At 67.0% G+C, this 20402-nt stretch carries 13 protein-coding genes, 1 tRNA gene and 3 rRNA genes; 13 read left to right on the top strand and 4 right to left on the bottom strand.

Going from position 1 to position 20402, the window contains the following annotated elements; translation table 11 throughout:
- Positions 1–47 precede the first annotated feature (47 nt).
- On the bottom strand, positions 48–341 hold the full coding sequence (locus tag HB370_RS28940; protein ID WP_030619136.1) for a DUF397 domain-containing protein: 294 nt from the start codon (positions 339–341) through the stop codon (positions 48–50).
- A gap of 267 nt (positions 342–608) precedes the next feature.
- Here HB370_RS28940 and rpsO point away from each other — a divergent pair, with 267 nt between their 5' ends.
- From rpsO to HB370_RS28965, 5 genes are all read left to right on the top strand, one after another.
- Positions 609–899 carry a 30S ribosomal protein S15 gene (rpsO, locus tag HB370_RS28945; RefSeq protein ID WP_030784803.1) on the top strand — a complete coding sequence of 97 codons (291 nt, stop codon included), beginning with the start codon at positions 609–611 and terminating at the stop codon, positions 897–899.
- A 329-nt stretch (positions 900–1228) separates the two neighbouring features.
- A complete protein-coding gene (locus tag HB370_RS28950; protein ID WP_030784801.1) occupies positions 1229–3448 on the top strand; it encodes a polyribonucleotide nucleotidyltransferase in 2220 nt (739 codons plus the stop codon).
- A complete protein-coding gene (locus HB370_RS28955) occupies positions 3445–4824 on the top strand; it encodes a pitrilysin family protein (protein WP_030784798.1) in 1380 nt (459 codons plus the stop codon). The genes HB370_RS28950 and HB370_RS28955 overlap by 4 nt, the downstream gene beginning before the upstream one ends.
- 26 nt (positions 4825–4850) lie before the next feature.
- Positions 4851–5603, top strand: coding sequence for a 4-hydroxy-tetrahydrodipicolinate reductase (gene dapB / locus HB370_RS28960; RefSeq protein WP_030784795.1), 753 nt, complete (start codon positions 4851–4853; stop codon positions 5601–5603).
- A 13-nt stretch (positions 5604–5616) separates the two neighbouring features.
- Positions 5617–6069, top strand: a complete 453-nt coding sequence (locus HB370_RS28965; RefSeq protein WP_030784792.1) for a tetratricopeptide repeat protein — start codon at positions 5617–5619, stop codon at positions 6067–6069.
- 87 nt (positions 6070–6156) lie between these two features.
- On the opposite strand, the gene HB370_RS28970 is transcribed toward HB370_RS28965, so the two are convergent.
- On the bottom strand, positions 6157–6711 hold the full coding sequence (locus tag HB370_RS28970) for a phage holin family protein (RefSeq protein WP_030784789.1): 555 nt from the start codon (positions 6709–6711) through the stop codon (positions 6157–6159).
- A 104-nt stretch (positions 6712–6815) separates the two neighbouring features.
- The gene (locus tag HB370_RS28975) at positions 6816–7052 is read right to left on the bottom strand and encodes a hypothetical protein (protein WP_030784786.1); all 237 of its coding nucleotides are present in this window, start codon (positions 7050–7052) and stop codon (positions 6816–6818) included.
- Between the two features lie 188 nt (positions 7053–7240).
- Between HB370_RS28975 and thyX the strand changes: the two genes are divergently transcribed.
- The 8 genes from thyX (at position 7241) to HB370_RS29015 (ending at position 17508) form a co-directional block, all read left to right on the top strand.
- Positions 7241–7978: an FAD-dependent thymidylate synthase gene (gene thyX, locus HB370_RS28980; protein ID WP_030784784.1), complete on the top strand. Its 738-nt coding sequence runs from the start codon at positions 7241–7243 to the stop codon at positions 7976–7978.
- 211 nt (positions 7979–8189) lie between these two features.
- On the top strand, positions 8190–9089 hold the full coding sequence (gene dapA, locus HB370_RS28985) for a 4-hydroxy-tetrahydrodipicolinate synthase (protein ID WP_030619160.1): 900 nt from the start codon (positions 8190–8192) through the stop codon (positions 9087–9089).
- Positions 9090–9248: 159 nt separating this feature from the next.
- Positions 9249–10934, top strand: coding sequence for a ribonuclease J (locus HB370_RS28990; protein ID WP_030784782.1), 1686 nt, complete (start codon positions 9249–9251; stop codon positions 10932–10934).
- Positions 10935–11424: 490 nt separating this feature from the next.
- Positions 11425–12951 (top strand): 16S ribosomal RNA (locus HB370_RS28995).
- Between the two features lie 300 nt (positions 12952–13251).
- A 23S ribosomal RNA gene (locus HB370_RS29000) occupies positions 13252–16374 on the top strand.
- 82 nt (positions 16375–16456) lie between these two features.
- A 5S ribosomal RNA gene (rrf, locus tag HB370_RS29005) occupies positions 16457–16573 on the top strand.
- Together the 16S, 23S and 5S rRNA genes form the textbook arrangement of a ribosomal RNA operon.
- A 115-nt stretch (positions 16574–16688) precedes the next feature.
- Positions 16689–17351, top strand: a complete 663-nt coding sequence (locus HB370_RS29010) for a DegT/DnrJ/EryC1/StrS family aminotransferase (protein ID WP_037702083.1) — start codon at positions 16689–16691, stop codon at positions 17349–17351.
- 84 nt (positions 17352–17435) lie between these two features.
- A tRNA-Thr gene (locus HB370_RS29015) sits at positions 17436–17508 on the top strand.
- A gap of 48 nt (positions 17509–17556) precedes the next feature.
- Here HB370_RS29015 and HB370_RS29020 read toward each other — a convergent pair.
- Positions 17557–20379 (bottom strand): SpoIIE family protein phosphatase, encoded by a 2823-nt coding sequence (locus HB370_RS29020; RefSeq protein WP_167513045.1) that lies wholly within the window; start codon positions 20377–20379, stop codon positions 17557–17559.
- Between the last annotated feature and the right edge of the window lie 23 nt (positions 20380–20402).

Below are 20402 nucleotides of genomic sequence, written 5' to 3' on the forward strand. Positions count from 1 at the left end.
CCCCTTTTTTTCACATAGTGCCGCTCACTGCTTCCACACCGTGCCGCTCACTGCACGTCCAGGCCCCCGTTGTGCGCCATCGGCTTCAGATCGAACTCCCCGTCGCGCGCCCCGAGCACGAACGCGGTCCACTCCGCCTCCGTGTAGCGCAGCACGGTGTCCGGGTCGAGGGAGGACCGCATCGCCACCGCGCCACCGGGCAGGTACGCGATCTCCACCCGCTCCTCGTGCTCCTCCGTACCCGGCGCGCAGTGCCACTCCACGCCCGAGATGTCGAGCGCGTACAGCTCGTCCCGCTCGCGCTCCTTGCGCGCCTTCATCTCCGCTTCCGTTTCCGCCATCTGCGGCGACCCCTTCCCGAGGTAGGTACGATCCCGGGGCTCACCCTAGTGGCGCGCGCCACCGCGCCGGCGGCGTTCGCCGGCCGGGCGTAAGCCGCCCGCCATCGCCTGGTACCCTGAGTGACGGCCGTTTGTGTACGCACCCCCGGAACCGTTCGCGTTCTGGAGGCCGCGCCCAGCGGATCCCCGCCTCCCGAGTAACGGAAGCTCCCCCGAGATGTAGACCGGGGGCACTCGGTGGCCACTCACACACCATGAGGAGTACGCGTGTCGCTCGACGCCGCTACGAAGAAGCAGATCATCGCCGAGTTCGGTACCAAGGAGGGTGACACCGGCTCCCCCGAGGTCCAGGTTGCTCTGCTCTCCCGTCGGATCTCCGACCTGACGGAGCACCTCAAGACCCACAAGCACGACCACCACTCCCGCCGTGGCCTGCTGATCCTGGTCGGTCAGCGCCGCCGGCTGCTGCAGTACCTGGCGAAGAAGGACATCCAGCGCTTCCGTGCGCTGGTCGACCGCCTCGGCATCCGCCGCGGTGCGGCGGGCGGCGCCAAGTAAGTCGCCATGAGGGGAGCGGTTCCCGACGCCTCGGGGACCGCTCCCTTTGCCGTATGCGGGGCTGAGCCGCGCACACGGTGTCCACGGTCGTACACGTGGAAACGTGCGGAGTGTCACTCACGCTTTGTAGTGTGGTAGCACAACGCACCGCGTAGAAGACAGAACGAGGAGAAGCGCACCCAGTCGCCGCCGGTCCTCGGTAGTGGCCCCCGGGGAGAAGCCCCGGGTGCTTCGATCGAAGACCGGCCCGCACCGCACGGAGCGCCTCTCCACACGCCGTCCCCCTGCCACACGGGCAGGCACAGGACGAAGACGAGGAGAAAACGCTAGTGGAGAACGAGACCCACTACGCCGAAGCCGTCATCGACAACGGCCCCTTCGGCACCCGCACCATCCGCTTCGAGACGGGCCGCCTGGCCAAGCAGGCCGCCGGCTCCGCCGTGGCGTACCTGGACGACGACACCATGGTGCTGTCGGCCACCACCGCCTCCAAGAACCCCAAGGACCAGCTCGACTTCTTCCCGCTCACGGTGGACGTCGAGGAGCGGATGTACGCCGCCGGCAAGATCCCCGGCAGCTTCTTCCGCCGTGAGGGCCGGCCCTCCGAGGACGCCATCCTCACCTGCCGCCTCATCGACCGCCCGCTGCGCCCGTCCTTCAAGAAGGGCCTGCGCAACGAGATCCAGGTCGTCGCCACGATCATGGCCCTCAACCCCGACCACCTGTACGACGTCGTGGCGATCAACGCCGCGTCCGCGTCCACGCAGCTGGCCGGCCTGCCCTTCTCCGGCCCGATCGGCGGCGTCCGCGTCGCGCTGATCAGCGGCCAGTGGGTCGCCTTCCCGACCCACACCGAGCTGGAGGACGCCGTCTTCGACATGGTCGTCGCCGGCCGTGTCCTGGAGGACGGCGACGTCGCGATCATGATGGTCGAGGCCGAGGCCACCGAGAAGACCATCAAGCTGGTCGAGGGCGGCGCCGAGGCGCCGACCGAGGAGGTCGTCGCCGCCGGTCTGGAGGCCGCCAAGCCCTTCATCAAGGTGCTGTGCCGCGCCCAGGCCGACCTCGCCGCCAAGGCCGCGAAGCCGACCGCCGAGTTCCCGATCTTCCTGGACTACCAGGACGACGTGTTCGAGGCCCTGACCGCGGCCGTCCGCCCCGAGCTGGCCCAGGCGCTCACCATCGCCGGCAAGCAGGAGCGCGAGGCCGAGCTGGACCGCGTCAAGGCGCTCGCCGCCGAGAAGCTCCTGCCGGAGTTCGAGGGTCGCGAGAAGGAGATCTCCGCCGCGTACCGCTCGCTCACCAAGCAGCTGGTCCGCGAGCGCGTGATCAAGGAGAAGAAGCGCATCGACGGCCGTGGGCTGACGGACATCCGCACCCTGGCCGCCGAGGTCGAGGCCATCCCGCGGGTGCACGGCTCCGCGGTGTTCGAGCGTGGCGAGACCCAGATCCTGGGCGTCACCACCCTGAACATGCTCCGCATGGAGCAGCAGCTGGACACCCTCTCCCCGGTGACCCGCAAGCGCTACATGCACAACTACAACTTCCCGCCGTACTCCACCGGCGAGACCGGCCGTGTCGGCTCCCCGAAGCGCCGCGAGATCGGCCACGGCGCCCTCGCCGAGCGCGCCCTGGTGCCGGTGCTGCCCACCCGCGAGGAGTTCCCCTACGCGATCCGCCAGGTGTCCGAGGCGCTCAGCTCGAACGGCTCGACGTCCATGGGCTCGGTCTGCGCCTCCACCATGTCGCTGCTGAACGCCGGTGTGCCGCTCAAGGCCCCGGTCGCCGGCATCGCCATGGGCCTGATCTCCCAGGAGATCGACGGCGAGACGCACTACGTCACCCTCACCGACATCCTCGGTGCGGAGGACGCCTTCGGCGACATGGACTTCAAGGTCGCCGGCACCAAGGAGTTCGTCACCGCCCTCCAGCTCGACACCAAGCTGGACGGCATCCCGGCCTCCGTCCTGGGCGCCGCCCTCAAGCAGGCCCGCGACGCGCGTCTCCACATCCTCGACGTGATGATGGAGGCCATCGACCGGCCCGACGAGATGAGCCCGCACGCCCCGCGGATCATCACCGTCAAGATCCCGGTCGACAAGATCGGCGAGGTCATCGGTCCCAAGGGCAAGATGATCAACCAGATCCAGGAGGACACGGGCGCCGAGATCACCATCGAGGACGACGGCACCATCTACATCGGTGCCGCCGACGGTCCCTCGGCGGAGGCCGCCCGCGCCACGATCAACGGCATCGCCAACCCGACGATGCCCGAGGTCGGCGAGCGCTACCTGGGCACGGTCGTCAAGACGACCACCTTCGGCGCGTTCGTCTCCCTGCTGCCCGGCAAGGACGGTCTGCTGCACATCTCGCAGATCCGCAAGCTCGCCGGCGGCAAGCGCGTGGAGAACGTCGAGGACGTCCTCGGCGTGGGCCAGAAGGTCCAGGTCGAGATCGCCGAGATCGACTCCCGCGGCAAGCTCTCCCTCATCCCGGTGATCGAGGGCGAGGAAGGCGACGAGAACGCGAAGGACGACGCCGAGCAGTGACGTCCCGTAGCTCCAAGGCGACGGCCCGCCCCTCTTCGGAGGCGCGGGCCGTCGCCCGTACCCAAACCCTCATCCAGGGCGCCGGCGGCATCGGCACGGTCCGCAAGACCACCCTCCCGGGCGGCCTGCGCATCGTCACCGAGACGCTGCCCTCGGTCCGCTCCGCGACCTTCGGCATCTGGGCCCACGTCGGCTCCCGCGACGAGACCCGGTCCCTGAACGGCGCCACGCACTACCTGGAGCACCTGCTCTTCAAGGGCACGGCCCGCCGCAGCGCGCTCGACATCTCCGCCGCGCTCGACGCGGTCGGCGGGGAGATGAACGCGTTCACGGCCAAGGAGTACACGTGCTACTACGCGCGCGTGCTCGACACCGACCTGCCGCTGGCCATCGACGTGGTCTGCGACATGCTGACCGGCTCGCTGATCCTCGAGGAAGACGTCGACGTCGAGCGCGGCGCGATCCTCGAAGAGATCGCCATGACCGAGGACGACCCCGGCGACTGCGTGCACGACCTGTTCGCGCACACCATGTTCGGCGACAACGCCCTCGGCCGCCCGGTCCTCGGCACGGTCGACACGGTCAACGCCCTCACCGCCGACCGCATCCGCCGCTTCTACAAGAAGCACTACGACCCGACCCACCTCGTGGTCGCCTGCGCGGGCAACATCGACCACGCCAAGGTCGTCCGCCAGGTCCGCGCGGCCTTCGAGAAGGCCGGCGCCCTGAGGAACCCGGAGGCGAAGCCCATCGCCCCGCGCGACGGCCGCCGTACGATCCGCACCTCCGGCAAGGTCGAACTGCTCGGCCGCAAGACCGAGCAGGCGCACGTCGTCCTCGGCATGCCCGGCCTCGCCCGCTCCGACGACCGCCGCTGGGCCATGGGCGTGCTCAACACCGCCCTCGGCGGCGGCATGTCCTCCCGGCTCTTCCAGGAGGTCCGGGAGAAGCGCGGCCTCGCCTACAGCGTGTACTCGTACACCTCCGGCTTCGCCGACTGCGGCCTGTTCGGCGTCTACGCCGGCTGCCGGCCCAGCCAGGTCCACGACGTGCTGCGGATCTGCCGCGACGAACTCGACCAGGTCGCGCGCAACGGCCTGTCGGACGACGAGATCGCCCGCGCCATCGGCCAGCTGCGGGGCTCCACCGTCCTCGGCCTGGAGGACACCGGCGCGCTGATGAACCGCATCGGCAAGAGCGAGCTGTGCTGGGGCGAGCAGATGTCCGTGGACGACATGCTGGCGAAGATAGCCGCGGTCACCCCGGACGAGGTCCGTTCGGTCGCCCGCGACATCCTGGGACAGCGTCCGTCGCTGTCGGTCATCGGCCCGCTCAAGGACAAGCAGGCCGCCCGGCTGCACGACGCGGTCGCCTGAAACACCACCGGTTAGGAAGCAGGAACATGAGCAAGCTGCGCGTGGCGGTCCTCGGTGCCAAGGGCCGGATCGGATCCGAGGCGGTCAAGGCGGTCGAGGCCGCCGAGGACATGGAGCTGGTCGCCGCCCTCGGCCGGGGCGACAAGCTGGAGACCCTGGCCGAGACCGGCGCCCAGGTCGCGGTCGAGCTGACCACCCCGGCCTCGGTCATGGGCAACCTCGACTTCTGCGTGCGCCACGGCATCCACGCGGTCGTCGGGACCACCGGCTGGACCGACGAGCGCCTCGCGCAGCTGAGGGGCTGGCTCGACCGGTCCCCGGAGACCGGCGTGCTCATCGCGCCGAACTTCTCCATCGGGGCCGTGCTCACGATGAGGTTCGCGCAGCTCGCCGCGCCCTACTTCGAGTCGGTCGAGGTGGTCGAGCTGCACCACCCGAACAAGGTGGACGCCCCCTCCGGCACTGCCACGCGCACCGCCCAGCTCATCGCCGAGGCCCGCCGGGCGGCCGGCACGGCCCCGGCACCGGACGCCACCGCCACCGCCCTCGACGGCGCCCGGGGCGCCAGCGTCGACGGCATCCCCGTGCACGCCGTACGGCTGCGCGGCCTGCTCGCCCACCAGGAGGTGCTGCTCGGCGGCGAGGGGGAGACCCTGACCGTCCGGCACGACTCGCTGCACCACAGCAGCTTCATGCCGGGCATCCTGCTCGGCGCCCGCCGCGTGGTGACCACTCCGGGCCTCACCTTCGGCCTGGAACACTTCCTGGACCTGAGCTGAGCCCGGACACGTCATGCGCGCGAAGATCACCTACCTCGTCACGGCCGCCGTCCTGGTCTTCTACTTCGTCCTGGTCGGCAGCCGTGGCGTGATGCTCATCCAGGCCGGCTCGCTCGTCACCGTCACCTTCGGCGTGGCGGTGCTGATCCTGCCGGTCATCGGCCTGTGGTTCCTGTGGAAGAACACCGAGTTCGTCCGCAAGGCCAACCAGCTGGCCGCCGAACTGGAGGCCGAGGGCGGCCTGCCGGTGGACGAGCTGAAACGCCTGCCCAGCGGCCGGATCGACCGTGACTCGGCCGACGAGGTCTTCGCCAGGCGCAAGGCCGAGACGGAGTCGTCCCCCGGCGACTGGCGCTGCTGGTTCCGCCTCGCCGTCGCCTACCACGACGCCCGCGACACCCCGCGGGCCCGCAAGGCGATGCAGAGGGCCATCGCCCTGCACGACGGAAAGCCCGTACGGGCCTGACACCGGCCCTGCGGCGCCCTGCCGTACGCGCGGGCGCCGATGCCCGCCCCCCGAGCCGCCCCGGGCCCCTTCGCGCCTTCGGGGCGGTCAGCCGCGCCCGCACTCCGCCGCCCACGCCTCCACCGTGTCCGCCGCCCGGTCGAAAGCCATGGGCCGGCCCAGGAAGTCCAGGGTGTGCGTGGTCAGCAGCGGCGGGGTGTCGTCCGGCGGCAGATCCGTGCGGACGAGGGCCAGCGCCTGCCCCTGCACCGTGCGCGGCAGCCCCAGCCAGCGCACCGGCCGCTGTACCGTCCGCACCGACACCACCCGCTCCCACGGCAGCGTCCGCGTCCGCAGGAAGCCGGTCCGGCGCAGCCCGCGCCGGCTCACCCACACCCCCATGCGCAGCAGCCGCAGCGCGCTCGCGATGATCAGCAGGCCCACGACGAGCACCGCCGTCGCACTGGGCACCGAGCCGGTCAGCGCGATGAGCACCGTGCCGAACAGCATGAACGAGGCGATCAGCAGCCACAGCGCGGCCACACCCACCCGCCAGGGCCCGGGCCGGTAGGGGCGCCGCCAGCGGTCCGGGTCGTCATGGGGCAGCGCGCTCTCGGCTGCCGTCTCGAAGCTGCGGTCGGCCGTCAGAAAGGGCAGGGGCACGGCTGGTCCTCACTCGGTCCTCGCGGGGGCTGTGCCCGGTGAGGCTATCCGGCCGGGTGTGCGCCCACCAGCCGTGCGCGTCCGGAAGGGTCGGCGCCCCGCGCTCAGCGCCCCTGGGACGCCTGGGACTGCTGAGCCGGTGCGTCGGACGGCGTGGAGAGCGCCGGCATGCCGGCTATCAGGGCCCCCACGATCCCGGCGACGAGGGTGAGGCCCAGCAGCCAGCGCCCGGCCAGCTCACCGAAGGAGGCCCGCTGACGGGGCGGGGGAGTCACATTGCTGCGGAACCTGTCCGCCTCGGCCAGGAAGGCGAAGGGTACGGGTTCGCGCCGGCGGAACATGGCGGCTGACGCTCCTTTCGGGGATCGAAGATCGAATGGGCACGCTTCACCGGTAAAGACGTTCGAGCGACACAAAAGGTGCCCCATGTCCGGAAAAAATCGCAGCGAAGGTCACTTTCGTTCGCGGCCGGGTGCCCCCGTACAGTGGGCGCGAACCTCAAGCAGCAGTGGGAAGGACCTGTCCAACCGTGACCCGCACCCCGGATGAGCCGAAGATCGACCTGCGCAGTGACGTCACCGTCGAACTGGTCAAGCACAGCGCGACGGATTCCGACGTGCTCTTCGCTGCCCGTGTGTCGACCATCGGGGAGCAGTCCCTGGACGAGCTGAACAAGGACCCCGAGCGCTCCAAGGGCCTGATCAACTACCTGATGCGCGACCGGCACGGCAGCCCGTTCGAGCACAACTCGATGACGTTCTTCATCAGCGCCCCGATCTTCGTCTTCCGCGAGTTCATGCGGCACCGCGTCGGCTGGTCGTACAACGAGGAGTCGGGCCGCTACCGCGAGCTCCAGCCGGTCTTCTACGTCCCCGACACCGGCCGCAAGCTGGTCCAGGAGGGCCGGCCGGGCAAGTACGTCTTCGTGGAGGGGACCGAGGAGCAGCACGCCCTCGCCGGACAGGCCATGGAGGACTCCTACCGCCAGGCCTACGCCGCCTACCAGGAGATGCTCGCCCAGGGCATCGCCCGCGAGGTCGCCCGCTCGGTCCTCCCCGTCGGCCTCTACTCCTCGATGTACGCCACCTGCAACGCGCGCTCCCTGATGCACTTCCTCGGCCTGCGCACCCAGCACGAGCTGGCCAAGGTGCCCTCCTTCCCGCAGCGGGAGATCGAGATGGTGGGCGAGAAGATGGAGGCGGAGTGGGCGAAGCTCATGCCGTTGACGTACGCCGCCTTCAATGCGAACGGACGTGTGGCCCCGTGACGAAGCCTTGTTCCCGCACCGGGAACGGGCGTACGGATCAGCCTGGCGAAGTGTCCGTATTGCGGCATTTAGAGAAGTTCATCTAGCCTGATCAAACGGACCCGGCACTGCTTGAACCCCCGAGCAGGCAGTGCCGGGCTCCATCTTTGTCCTGACTTTCCCGACACCCCGCGAGCAGACCCCGCAGCGCGCACCGAGTAGCGTGTTACCCATGGCTCCGACCTCGACTCCGCAGACCCCCTTCGGGCGGGTCCTCACCGCCATGGTCACGCCTTTCACGGCGGACGGCGCACTCGACCTCGACGGCGCGCAGCGGCTCGCCGCCCACTTGGTGGACGCAGGCAACGACGGCCTGATCGTCAACGGCACCACCGGCGAGTCCCCGACCACCAGCGACGCGGAGAAATCGGACCTGGTACGAGCCGTCCTGGAGGCCGTCGGCGACCGTGCCCACGTCGTCGCCGGCGTCGGAACCAACGACACCCACCACAGCGTCGAGCTGGCCCGCGAGGCCGAGCGCGTCGGCGCCCACGGGCTGCTGGTCGTCACGCCGTACTACAACAAGCCCCCGCAGGAGGGCCTGTACCGGCACTTCACGACCGTCGCCGACGCCACCGGCCTGCCGGTCATGCTCTACGACATCCCCGGCCGCAGCGGTGTCCCGATCAACACCGAGACCCTGGTCCGGCTCGCGGAGCACCCCCGGATCGTCGCCAACAAGGACGCCAAGGGCGACCTCGGCCGCGCCAGCTGGGCCATCGCACGCTCCGGCCTCGCCTGGTACTCCGGCGACGACATGCTGAACCTCCCGCTGCTCTCGGTCGGCGCGGTCGGCTTCGTCTCGGTCGTCGGCCACCTGGTCACCCCCGACCTGCGCGCCCTGGTGGACGCGTTCGTCTCCGGTGACGTCGTCAAGGCCACCGAGATCCACCAGAAGCTGCTCCCGGTCTACACCGGCATGTTCCGCACCCAGGGCGTCATGACCACCAAGGCCGCCCTCGCGCTCCAGGGCCTGCCCGCCGGACCGCTGCGCTCGCCCATGGTCGAGTGCTCCGCCGAGGAGATCGCCCAGCTCAAGATCGATCTTGCTGCCGGCGGGGTACAGCTCTGATTAAAGACTTGGCACCACAGCACGGGCTTCACAACTGAATCGACAACCGCAGACGCAGGCCACCGGTGCCTGCACCCCATACAACAACTGCTTCTGCACGAACGTCACGCGCGCCACGTGCCCGACCGGTACGTGGCGTGTGTGGTTGAGGAGAGTCTTTTGAGTCATCCGCATCCTGAACTGGGCCCGCCCCCGCCGCTCCCCGAAGGCGGCCTGCGGGTCACCCCGCTCGGCGGCCTCGGCGAAATCGGCCGGAACATGACCGTGTTCGAGTACGGCGGCCGCCTGCTGATCGTCGACTGCGGAGTGCTCTTCCCCGAGGAGGAGCAGCCCGGAATCGACCTGATCCTGCCGGACTTCTCGTCCATCAGGGACCGCCTCGACGACATCGAGGGCATCGTCCTCACCCACGGTCACGAGGACCACATCGGCGGCGTCCCGTTCCTGCTCCGCGAGAAGCCGGACATCCCGCTGATCGGCTCCAAGCTCACGCTCGCCCTGATCGAGGCGAAGCTCCAGGAGCACCGGATCCGTCCGTACACCCTGGAGGTGGCGGAGGGAGACCGGGAGCGCGTCGGCCCCTTCGACTGCGAGTTCGTCGCCGTCAACCACTCCATCCCGGACGCCCTGGCCGTCGCCATCCGCACCCCCGCCGGCATGGTGGTGCACACCGGCGACTTCAAGATGGACCAGCTCCCGCTGGACAACCGCCTCACCGACCTGCACGCGTTCGCGCGGCTGAGCGAAGAGGGCATCGACCTCCTCCTGGCCGACTCGACGAACGCGGAGGTCCCGGGCTTCGTCCCGCCGGAGCGCGACATCTCCAACGTCCTGCGGCAGGTCTTCGCCGGCGCCCGCAAGCGGATCATCGTGGCGAGCTTCGCCAGCCACGTCCACCGCATCCAGCAGATTCTGGACGCGGCGCACGAGTACGGCCGCCGGGTCGCCTTCGTCGGCCGCTCCATGGTCCGCAACATGGGCATCGCCCGCGACCTCGGGTATCTGAGGGTCCCGGCGGGCCTGGTGGTGGACGTCCGGGCGCTGGACGACCTGCCCGACGAAGAGGTCGTGCTGGTCTGCACGGGCTCCCAGGGCGAGCCGATGGCGGCCCTGTCCCGCATGGCCAATCGCGACCACCAGATCCGCATCGTGGAGGGTGACACGGTCATCCTCGCCTCTTCGCTGATCCCGGGGAACGAGAACGCGGTCTACCGCGTGATCAACGGCCTGACCCGCTGGGGCGCCAACGTCGTCCACAAGGGCAACGCCAAGGTGCACGTGTCCGGCCACGCGTCCGCGGGCGAGCTGCTGTACTTCTACAACATCTGCCGCCCGAGAAACCTGATGCCGGTCCACGGCGAATGGCGCCACCTGCGGGCCAACGCCGAGCTGGGCGCCCTGACCGGCGTCCCGCACGACCGGATCGTCATCGCCGAGGACGGCGTGGCGGTCGACCTGGTCGGGGGCAAGGCCAAGATCTCCGGCAAGGTCCAGGCCGGTTACGTCTACGTCGACGGCCTGTCGGTCGGCGATGTCGGCGAGCCGGCGCTGAAGGACCGCAAGATCCTCGGCGACGAGGGCATCATCTCGGTCTTCGTCGTCATCGACGCCTCCACAGGCAAGATCACCGGAGGCCCGCACATCCAGGCCCGTGGCTCCGGCATCGAAGACTCCGCCTTCTCCGACGTCCTCCCGAGGATCACGGAGGTCCTGGAGCGGTCCGCCCAGGACGGCGTCGTGGAGCCCCACCAGCTCCAGCAGCTCATCCGCCGGACCCTCGGCAAGTGGGTCTCGGACACCTATCGCCGCAGGCCGATGATCCTCCCCGTGGTCGTGGAGGTCTGACGCCCCGTCGGCACTGACCTGGAGCGGGGCGCCTCGATTTGCATCGAGGCGCCCCGCTCCAGTACGTTTACGGCTCCGCCCACCCGGGAACCCCAGCACTTCACGTGCCGGACATGGTTGCCCGGAGCGGGTGGGAAAACCGGCTCAGAACTTCTGATAAAGTCGGAACCGCCGGAAAGGGAAACGCGAGAGCGGGAACCTGGAAAGCACCGAGGAAATCGGATCGAGAAAAGATCTGATAGAGTCGGAAACGCAAGACCGAAGGGAAGCGCCCGGAGGAAAGCCCGAGAGGGTGAGTACAAAGGAAGCGACCGTTCCTTGAGAACTCAACAGCGTGCCAAAAGTCAACGCCAGATATGTTGATACCCCGTCTCCAGCATCCGCTGGGACGAGGTTCCTTTGAAAAAACACAGCGAGGACGCTGTGTGCGAGAGGACTATTCCTCCTCTCGCACCGCTCTCGTGATGTGTCACCGGATTACCGGTAAACATTCACGGAGAGTTTGATCCTGGCTCAGGACGAACGCTGGCGGCGTGCTTAACACATGCAAGTCGAACGATGAACCTCCTTCGGGAGGGGATTAGTGGCGAACGGGTGAGTAACACGTGGGCAATCTGCCCTTCACTCTGGGACAAGCCCTGGAAACGGGGTCTAATACCGGATACGAGCCTCCAAGGCATCTTGGAGGTTGGAAAGCTCCGGCGGTGAAGGATGAGCCCGCGGCCTATCAGCTTGTTGGTGAGGTAACGGCTCACCAAGGCGACGACGGGTAGCCGGCCTGAGAGGGCGACCGGCCACACTGGGACTGAGACACGGCCCAGACTCCTACGGGAGGCAGCAGTGGGGAATATTGCACAATGGGCGAAAGCCTGATGCAGCGACGCCGCGTGAGGGATGACGGCCTTCGGGTTGTAAACCTCTTTCAGCAGGGAAGAAGCGAGAGTGACGGTACCTGCAGAAGAAGCGCCGGCTAACTACGTGCCAGCAGCCGCGGTAATACGTAGGGCGCAAGCGTTGTCCGGAATTATTGGGCGTAAAGAGCTCGTAGGCGGCTTGTCACGTCGGTTGTGAAAGCCCGGGGCTTAACCCCGGGTCTGCAGTCGATACGGGCAGGCTAGAGTTCGGTAGGGGAGATCGGAATTCCTGGTGTAGCGGTGAAATGCGCAGATATCAGGAGGAACACCGGTGGCGAAGGCGGATCTCTGGGCCGATACTGACGCTGAGGAGCGAAAGCGTGGGGAGCGAACAGGATTAGATACCCTGGTAGTCCACGCCGTAAACGGTGGGCACTAGGTGTGGGCAACATTCCACGTTGTCCGTGCCGCAGCTAACGCATTAAGTGCCCCGCCTGGGGAGTACGGCCGCAAGGCTAAAACTCAAAGGAATTGACGGGGGCCCGCACAAGCGGCGGAGCATGTGGCTTAATTCGACGCAACGCGAAGAACCTTACCAAGGCTTGACATACACCGGAAAGCATTAGAGATAGTGCCCCCCTTGTGGTCGGTGTACAGGTGGTGCATGGCTGTCGTCAGCTCGTGTCGTGAGATGTTGGGTTAAGTCCCGCAACGAGCGCAACCCTTGTCCCGTGTTGCCAGCAGGCCCTTGTGGTGCTGGGGACTCACGGGAGACCGCCGGGGTCAACTCGGAGGAAGGTGGGGACGACGTCAAGTCATCATGCCCCTTATGTCTTGGGCTGCACACGTGCTACAATGGCCGGTACAAAGAGCTGCGATACCGTGAGGTGGAGCGAATCTCAAAAAGCCGGTCTCAGTTCGGATTGGGGTCTGCAACTCGACCCCATGAAGTCGGAGTCGCTAGTAATCGCAGATCAGCATTGCTGCGGTGAATACGTTCCCGGGCCTTGTACACACCGCCCGTCACGTCACGAAAGTCGGTAACACCCGAAGCCGGTGGCCCAACCCCTTGTGGGAGGGAGCTGTCGAAGGTGGGACTGGCGATTGGGACGAAGTCGTAACAAGGTAGCCGTACCGGAAGGTGCGGCTGGATCACCTCCTTTCTAAGGAGCACTTCTTACCGGGCCTGGCTCGGTCAGAGGCCAGTACATCAGCGAACGTCTGATGCTGGTTGCTCATGGGTGGAACGTTGACTACTCGGCACACTTGACCTTCTGGTCTTCCTAGTACTGCTTCGGCGTGGAACGGAACGGCTGGGTGGCGAGGGTGTCGGGCACGCTGTTGGGTGTCTGAGGGAATGAACTTTCCTCAGCTGCCGGCCCCAGTGCACTCGGACCTGTTGGTTCGGGGTGATGGGTGGCTGGTCGTTGTTTGAGAACTGCACAGTGGACGCGAGCATCTGTGGCCAAGTTTTTAAGGGCGCACGGTGGATGCCTTGGCACCAGGAACCGATGAAGGACGTGGGAGGCCGCGATAGTCCCCGGGGAGTCGTCAACCAGGCTTTGATCCGGGGGTTTCCGAATGGGGAAACCCGGCAGTCGTCATGGGCTGTCACCCACTGCTGAACACATAGGCAGTGTGGAGGGAACGCGGGGAAGTGAAACATCTCAGTACCCGCAGGAAGAGAAAACAACCGTGATTCCGGGAGTAGTGGCGAGCGAAACCGGATGAGGCCAAACCGTATGCGTGTGAGACCCGGCAGGGGTTGCGCATGCGGGGTTGTGGGATCTCTCTTCCACGGTCTGCCGGCCGTGGGACGAGTCAGAAACCGTTGATGTAGGCGAAGGACATGCGAAAGGTCCGGCGTAGAGGGTAAGACCCCCGTAGTCGAAACGTCAGCGGCTCGTTTGAGAGACACCCAAGTAGCACGGGGCCCGAGAAATCCCGTGTGAATCTGGCGGGACCACCCGCTAAGCCTAAATATTCCCTGGTGACCGATAGCGGATAGTACCGTGAGGGAATGGTGAAAAGTACCGCGGGAGCGGAGTGAAATAGTACCTGAAACCGTGTGCCTACAAGCCGTGGGAGCGTCGGAACGAGGCTTGCCTTGTTCTCGTGACTGCGTGCCTTTTGAAGAATGAGCCTGCGAGTTTGCGGTGTGTTGCGAGGTTAACCCGGGTGGGGAAGCCGTAGCGAAAGCGAGTCCGAATAGGGCGATTTTAGTAGCACGCTCAAGACCCGAAGCGGAGTGATCTAGCCATGGGCAGGTTGAAGCGGAGGTAAGACTTCGTGGAGGACCGAACCCACCAGGGTTGAAAACCTGGGGGATGACCTGTGGTTAGGGGTGAAAGGCCAATCAAACTCCGTGATAGCTGGTTCTCCCCGAAATGCATTTAGGTGCAGCGTCGTGTGTTTCTTGCCGGAGGTAGAGCACTGGATAGGCGATGGGCCCTACCGGGTTACTGACCTTAGCCAAACTCCGAATGCCGGTAAGTGAGAGCGCGGCAGTGAGACTGTGGGGGATAAGCTCCATGGTCGAGAGGGAAACAGCCCAGAGCATCGACTAAGGCCCCTAAGCGTACGCTAAGTGGGAAAGGATGTGGAGTCGCAGAGACAACCAGGAGGTTGGCTTAGAAGCAGCCACCCTTGAAAGAGTGCGTAATAGCTCACTGGTCTAGTGATTCCGCGCCGACAATGTAGCGGGGCTCAAGCGTACCGCCGAAGTCGTGTCATTGCAGCATGTACTCCCAACGGAGGCTGTGATGGGTAGGGGAGCGTCGTCTGCCGGGTGAAGCGGCACTGGAAGGTAGTCGTGGACGGTTGACGAGTGAGAATGCAGGCATGAGTAGCGATACAAACGTGAGAAACGTTTGCGCCGATTGACTAAGGGTTCCTGGGTCAAGCTGATCTGCCCAGGGTAAGTCGGGACCTAAGGCGAGGCCGACAGGCGTAGTCGATGGATAACCGGTTGATATTCCGGTACCCGCTGTGAAGCGTCAAACATCGAGCATCGTGATGCTAAGGCCGTGAAGCCGTTCCGGACCCTTCGGGGAATGGAAAGTGGTGGAGCCGCCGGACCAAGCGGTTAGTAGGTGAGTGATGGGGTGACGCAGGAAGGTAGTCCATCCCGGGCGGTGGTTGTCCCGGGGTAAGGGTGTAGGACGCAAGGTAGGCAAATCCGCCTTGCACATAGTCTGAGACCTGATGCCGAGCCGATTGTGGTGAAGTGGATGATCCTATGCTGTCGAGAAAAGCCTCTAGCGAGTTTCATGGCGGCCCGTACCCTAAACCGACTCAGGTGGTCAGGTAGAGAATACCGAGGCGTTCGGGTGAACTATGGTTAAGGAACTCGGCAAAATGCCCCCGTAACTTCGGGAGAAGGGGGGCCACACCTGGTGATGAGCTTTACGCTCTGAGCTGGGGGTGGCCGCAGAGACCAGCGAGAAGCGACTGTTTACTAAAAACACAGGTCCGTGCGAAGCCGTAAGGCGATGTATACGGACTGACGCCTGCCCGGTGCTGGAACGTTAAGGGGACCGGTTAGCTCACTTTCGGGTGGGCGAAGCTGAGAACTTAAGCGCCAGTAAACGGCGGTGGTAACTATAACCATCCTAAGGTAGCGAAATTCCTTGTCGGGTAAGTTCCGACCTGCACGAATGGCGTAACGACTTCTCGACTGTCTCAACCATAGGCCCGGTGAAATTGCACTACGAGTAAAGATGCTCGTTTCGCGCAGCAGGACGGAAAGACCCCGGGACCTTTACTACAGTTTGATATTGGTGTTCGGTTCGGCTTGTGTAGGATAGCTGGGAGACTGTGAAGCTCGCACGCCAGTGTGGGTGGAGTCGTCGTTGAAATACCAGTCTGGTCGTGCTGGATGTCTAACCTGGGTCCGTGATCCGGATCAGGGACAGTGTCTGATGGGTAGTTTAACTGGGGCGGTTGCCTCCTAAAGGGTAACGGAGGCGCCCAAAGGTTCCCTCAGCCTGGTTGGCAATCAGGTGTTGAGTGTAAGTGCACAAGGGAGCTTGACTGTGAGACCGACGGGTCGAGCAGGGACGAAAGTCGGGACTAGTGATCCGGCGGTGGCTTGTGGAAGCGCCGTCGCTCAACGGATAAAAGGTACCCCGGGGATAACAGGCTGATCTTCCCCAAGAGTCCATATCGACGGGATGGTTTGGCACCTCGATGTCGGCTCGTCGCATCCTGGGGCTGGAGTCGGTCCCAAGGGTTGGGCTGTTCGCCCATTAAAGCGGTACGCGAGCTGGGTTTAGAACGTCGTGAGACAGTTCGGTCCCTATCCGCTGTGCGCGTAGGAGTCTTGAGAAGGGCTGTCCCTAGTACGAGAGGACCGGGACGGACGAACCTCTGGTGTGCCAGTTGTTCTGCCAAGGGCATGGCTGGTTGGCTACGTTCGGGAGGGATAACCGCTGAAAGCATCTAAGCGGGAAGCCTGCTTCGAGATGAGGACTCCCACCCACTTGATGGGGTAAGGCTCCCAGTAGACGACTGGGTTGATAGGCCGGATCTGGAAGCACGGTAACGTGTGGAGGTGACCGGTACTAATAGGCCGAGGGCTTGTCCTCAGTTGCTCGCGTCCACTGTGTTGGTTCTGAAACCACGAACAGCCCCGCTTTTTAAGCGGTCTGGTTGATTGTTTCATAGTGTTTCGGTGGTCATAGCGTGAGGGAAACGCCCGGTTACATTCCGAACCCGGAAGCTAAGCCTCACAGCGCCGATGGTACTGCAGGGGGGACCCTGTGGGAGAGTAGGACGCCGCCGAACAAATTTTGATAAAGGTCGGATCCTGAACTTCGGTTCGGGGTCCGATCTTTTTTTGCTGTGCGTAACGTGTCGTTCACGTTCCGCGCGCAGCATCCCCGACATGGGAACCGCAGCGTTGCTCAGGGCCGCCGGAGTCGGAGTCGGTGACGAGGTCGTCGTACCGGCCTTCGGGAACGTCGAAGTCGCCGAGGCCGTGGCCCTGGCGGGCGCGCTCCCGGTGTTCGCCGACATAGACCCGGTGACCTACTGCCTCGCCCCGGACGCGGTCGAGGCGGCCGTAACTCCCCGCACCGCGGCGGTCGTTGTCGTGCACCGCTTCGGACGGCGGGCCGACATCGGGCGGTTGCGCGCGCTCGGGCAGCGGCACGGGCTGCTGGTGCTGGAGCAGGGCGAGTCCGAGGCGCCGTACGACGAGATAGCCCGGCGCCGGCAGCGGGCCGTCTATCTCGACGCCAAACTCAAGGGCGTACGCACGCCGGACGGCGGGGACGGGCACACCTATCAGCAGTACGTCGTGCGGGTACCGGGCAACGGCCGGCCGGACCGGGACGCGTTCGCGCGGGCCCTGCGGGTCAGGGGAGTGGAGTGCAGGGTGCCGGTGAAGACGCCCGTGCACCGGCTGCCGGCCTTCCGCCGGTGCGTGTCGCTGCCGGAGACCGAGCGGGCCGCCGACGAGACGCTCGCGCTGCCCGTGGACGCCGCGCTCACCAAACGCGACATGCAGCGGACGGCCGCCGCCTGCAACGCCCTCGGCGGCCTGCTTCAGCCCGCCTTCTGAACCGGCCCCGAACGAATTTGGGAACCAAGGCCTGTTCGGGGTACAGTTTCTTTGTCGCCGCGAGGGAAACCTCGAAAACGACAGGCCCCTATAGCTCAGTCGGCAGAGCGTCTCCATGGTAAGGAGAAGGTCAACGGTTCGATTCCGTTTGGGGGCTCAGCCAAAAAGGCCCCACCCTTCCGGGTGGGGCCTTTTTCGTGCTTCCTCACGCCTCCTGGTGAATGCCCGGCACGCGCATCGCCAGAATCGCCATGTCGTCGGACGGGGCGTCCGAGGCGAACCGCTCGACCGCGCGCATGATGCGCGCCGCGACCGCACCCGCCGTCAGACCCGTGCACGTGGTGAGGACATCGGCGAGGCCGTCGTCGCCCAGCATGCGCGAGCCCTCACGGCGTTCGGTGACCCCGTCCGTGACGCAGAGCAGCACGTCCCCGGGGTCGAGGGTGACCGTCTCCTCGTACAGCTCCAGGTCCTCGATGACGCCCAGCAGCGGCTGCGGTTCGGCGGCGGCCGTCACCGTGCCGTCCTGACGCAGGCGCAGCGGCAGCGGATGGCCGGCGCAGACCACCTTCAGCTCGGCGCTGCCGTCCGCCCGCGTCCGCAACTCGCCGTAGAGAAGCGTCAGGAAGCGGCTGCGGTCCCCCTCGTCGAGGATCGCGGAGTTCAGGCGCTGCAACACCGCAGGGCCGGACAGGCCCTCGCGGGCCAGCAGGCGCAGGGCGTGCCGGGCCAGGCCGGTGACCGCCGCCGCGTTGGGGCCCGTACCGCAGACGTCGCCGATGGCGAAGCCGTACGCGCCGTTGCCGATGGGGAAGACGTCGTAGAAGTCGCCGCCGACCTCGTTGCCCTCGCCCGCCGCGCGGTAGGGGAAGACGTCGTAGAAGTCGCCGCCGACCTCGTTGCCCTCGCCCGCCGCGCGGTAGATGACCTCGACCTCGACGCCGTCGATCTGCGGCAGGCCCGGCGGGAGCAGGCTGCGCTGGAGGGACTGGCTGATGGCCGTGCGCTCCGAGTACAGGCGGGCGTTGTCCAGGGCGAGGGCGGCCCGGCGGCTCAGGTCCTCGGCGAGTTCCAGGATCTCCTGGCGGAAGTGCTCGTCGGTGGGCTTGCCGAGGGTCAGCATGCCGATGACGCGGTTGCGGGCGACCAGCGGCAGGACCACCGTCTCCCCGCCGACCGCGGACGCCGTCGCCAGCGTCGGGCCGATACCGGAGGCGACCCGGTGCGTGGGCCCGCCCGCCAGGCCCAGGCTCCGCATGGAGCTGCGCAGGGCCGCCTGGTGGGCGACCTCGCCCGGGGCCGTCCAGACCCGGGCGCCCGGGGTCGGCACCGGATCCGGCGGCGGGACCTTCGACAGCAACGACTTGATGCCGTCGATGAGTTCCTCGTCCTCGTGCAGGACGTAGGACAGATACGGTTCGGACGCCTGGTCGGCGATCGTGTACACCGCGCACCAGGTGGCCAGGGTCGGGACGGTCATCTGGGCCATCAGGGCCAGCGTCTGGTCCCGGTCCAGGGTGCCGGCCAGCAGGTCGGAGGCCTCGACCAGGAAGCTCAGCGAGCCGCGGCGCAGGCGTTCCAGCTCGCCGAGGCGGGCCGACTCCACGGCCAGGGCGATCCGGTCGGCGGCGAACTGCAGGCGCAGCGCCTCCTCGTTGGTGTACCGGCCGGGCGCCTCGGCGGCGACGCCCAGGGAGCCGGTGAGGCGGCCCTCGACCTTCAGCGGGACGGTGACGACCGAGCGCATGCCGGTGTCGGCGAGCAGCGGTACGGCCCCGGGGACGGCGGCCAGGTCGTCGTGGACGGCGGGCATGCGGGCGGAGCCGTAGCGGCCGGGGCCCGCCTCCACCGGCACGCGCGCGAAGCGCTGGCGGGCGGAGGGCAGTCCGGTGGAGGCGCGGACCTCCAGTTCCGTCTCGTCGTCGGTGGCCAGCAGCAGGAACGCGGAGTCGCCGTCGAGCATGTCGCGGGCGCGTTCCACGGTGCGCTGGAGCAGCCCGTCGAGGTCGTCCGGGGCGGGGGAGCCGATGAACACCTCGAAGGGGTCGGTGCTCTGCCCGTCGGAGGACGGGGTCTGGTCGCCGGCCGGGACGCGGGACGGCGTCTGCAGGACGGCGCGTTCGTGGTCGCGGACCAGCAGGCACACGGTCGAGGGTTCGCCGCCGGTGTCACGGACCCGCAGATGGGAGGCGTACACCTGGGCCACGCGGCCGTCGGCGCGGCGGATGCCGTACGTGCCCTCCCAGCGGGAGAGCTGGAGCGCCTCGGCGATGCCGGTGCCGGTGCCAGGGGTGTGCGGCCAGGCCGCCAGGTCGGTGAGGGGTTTGCCGATGACGTCGGAGGCCGGGTAGCCGAACAGCTCCTCGGCGTCCTCGTTCCAGGCGCTGATGCCGCCCTTGCGGTCGATCTGGAGGACGGCGACACGGACCCGGCCGTCGGCCAGCGGCAGCAGGTCGGCGGGCAGGGCGGGCCCGGCGGCGCGGGTGCCGACCGGGCGCTCGGGCAGGTTGAGCTGGAACCAGACGTTCTTGTGGGTGGGGGTGTAGTCGACGCCCCAGCGGGTGGCCAGGGCCGCGCAGAGCTGGAGGCCCCGGCCGCCCTCGCGGTCCGGGCTGCCCATGGAGACGGCGGCGCTCTGGAGGGGGACCTCGCGCTCGGGGTAGCGGTCGGAGACCTCGATGCGCACGCCGTCCTCGGTGCGCAGGCACAGCACGTCCGCGTGCGTGCCGGCGTGGACGACGGCGTTGGTGACCAGCTCGCTGGTCAGGACGACCGCGTCGTCCACGATGTCGGCGAATCCCCAGCCCTGGAGGGTGTCGCGGACGAAGGACCGGGCGGTCGCGACGGAGCGCCCGACGGGTTCGAAACTGGCGGCCGCACGCGCGGTGATCACAGAACTCCTCGGCCGGTTGTCGGCATGCAGGGCTGTCTCTGTCTCGCCGGGCGGCTCGCGCCGCTGCTGCGGCATCGGCTCGCCCGTCGGCTGTGGCTCCGGGGTCTGTTCCCCGGGGATCAGTCCGGTGGTCATGATGTCCGGCCGCCCCTCCGATG

This window comes from Streptomyces sp. DSM 40868 (assembly GCF_011820545.1).
Lineage (GTDB): Bacteria > Actinomycetota > Actinomycetes > Streptomycetales > Streptomycetaceae > Streptomyces > Streptomyces eurythermus.

Coding starts and splice junctions, on each gene's coding strand:
- HB370_RS28940 (WP_030619136.1), bottom strand. CDS start 341: ATGGCGGAAACGGAAGCGGAGATGAAGGCGCGCAAGGAGCGCGAGCGG.
- dapB (WP_030784795.1), top strand. CDS start 4,851: ATGAGCAAGCTGCGCGTGGCGGTCCTCGGTGCCAAGGGCCGGATCGGA.
- HB370_RS28965 (WP_030784792.1), top strand. CDS start 5,617: ATGCGCGCGAAGATCACCTACCTCGTCACGGCCGCCGTCCTGGTCTTC.
- HB370_RS28975 (WP_030784786.1), bottom strand. CDS start 7,052: ATGTTCCGCCGGCGCGAACCCGTACCCTTCGCCTTCCTGGCCGAGGCG.
- dapA (WP_030619160.1), top strand. CDS start 8,190: ATGGCTCCGACCTCGACTCCGCAGACCCCCTTCGGGCGGGTCCTCACC.
- HB370_RS29020 (WP_167513045.1), bottom strand. CDS start 20,379: ATGACCACCGGACTGATCCCCGGGGAACAGACCCCGGAGCCACAGCCG.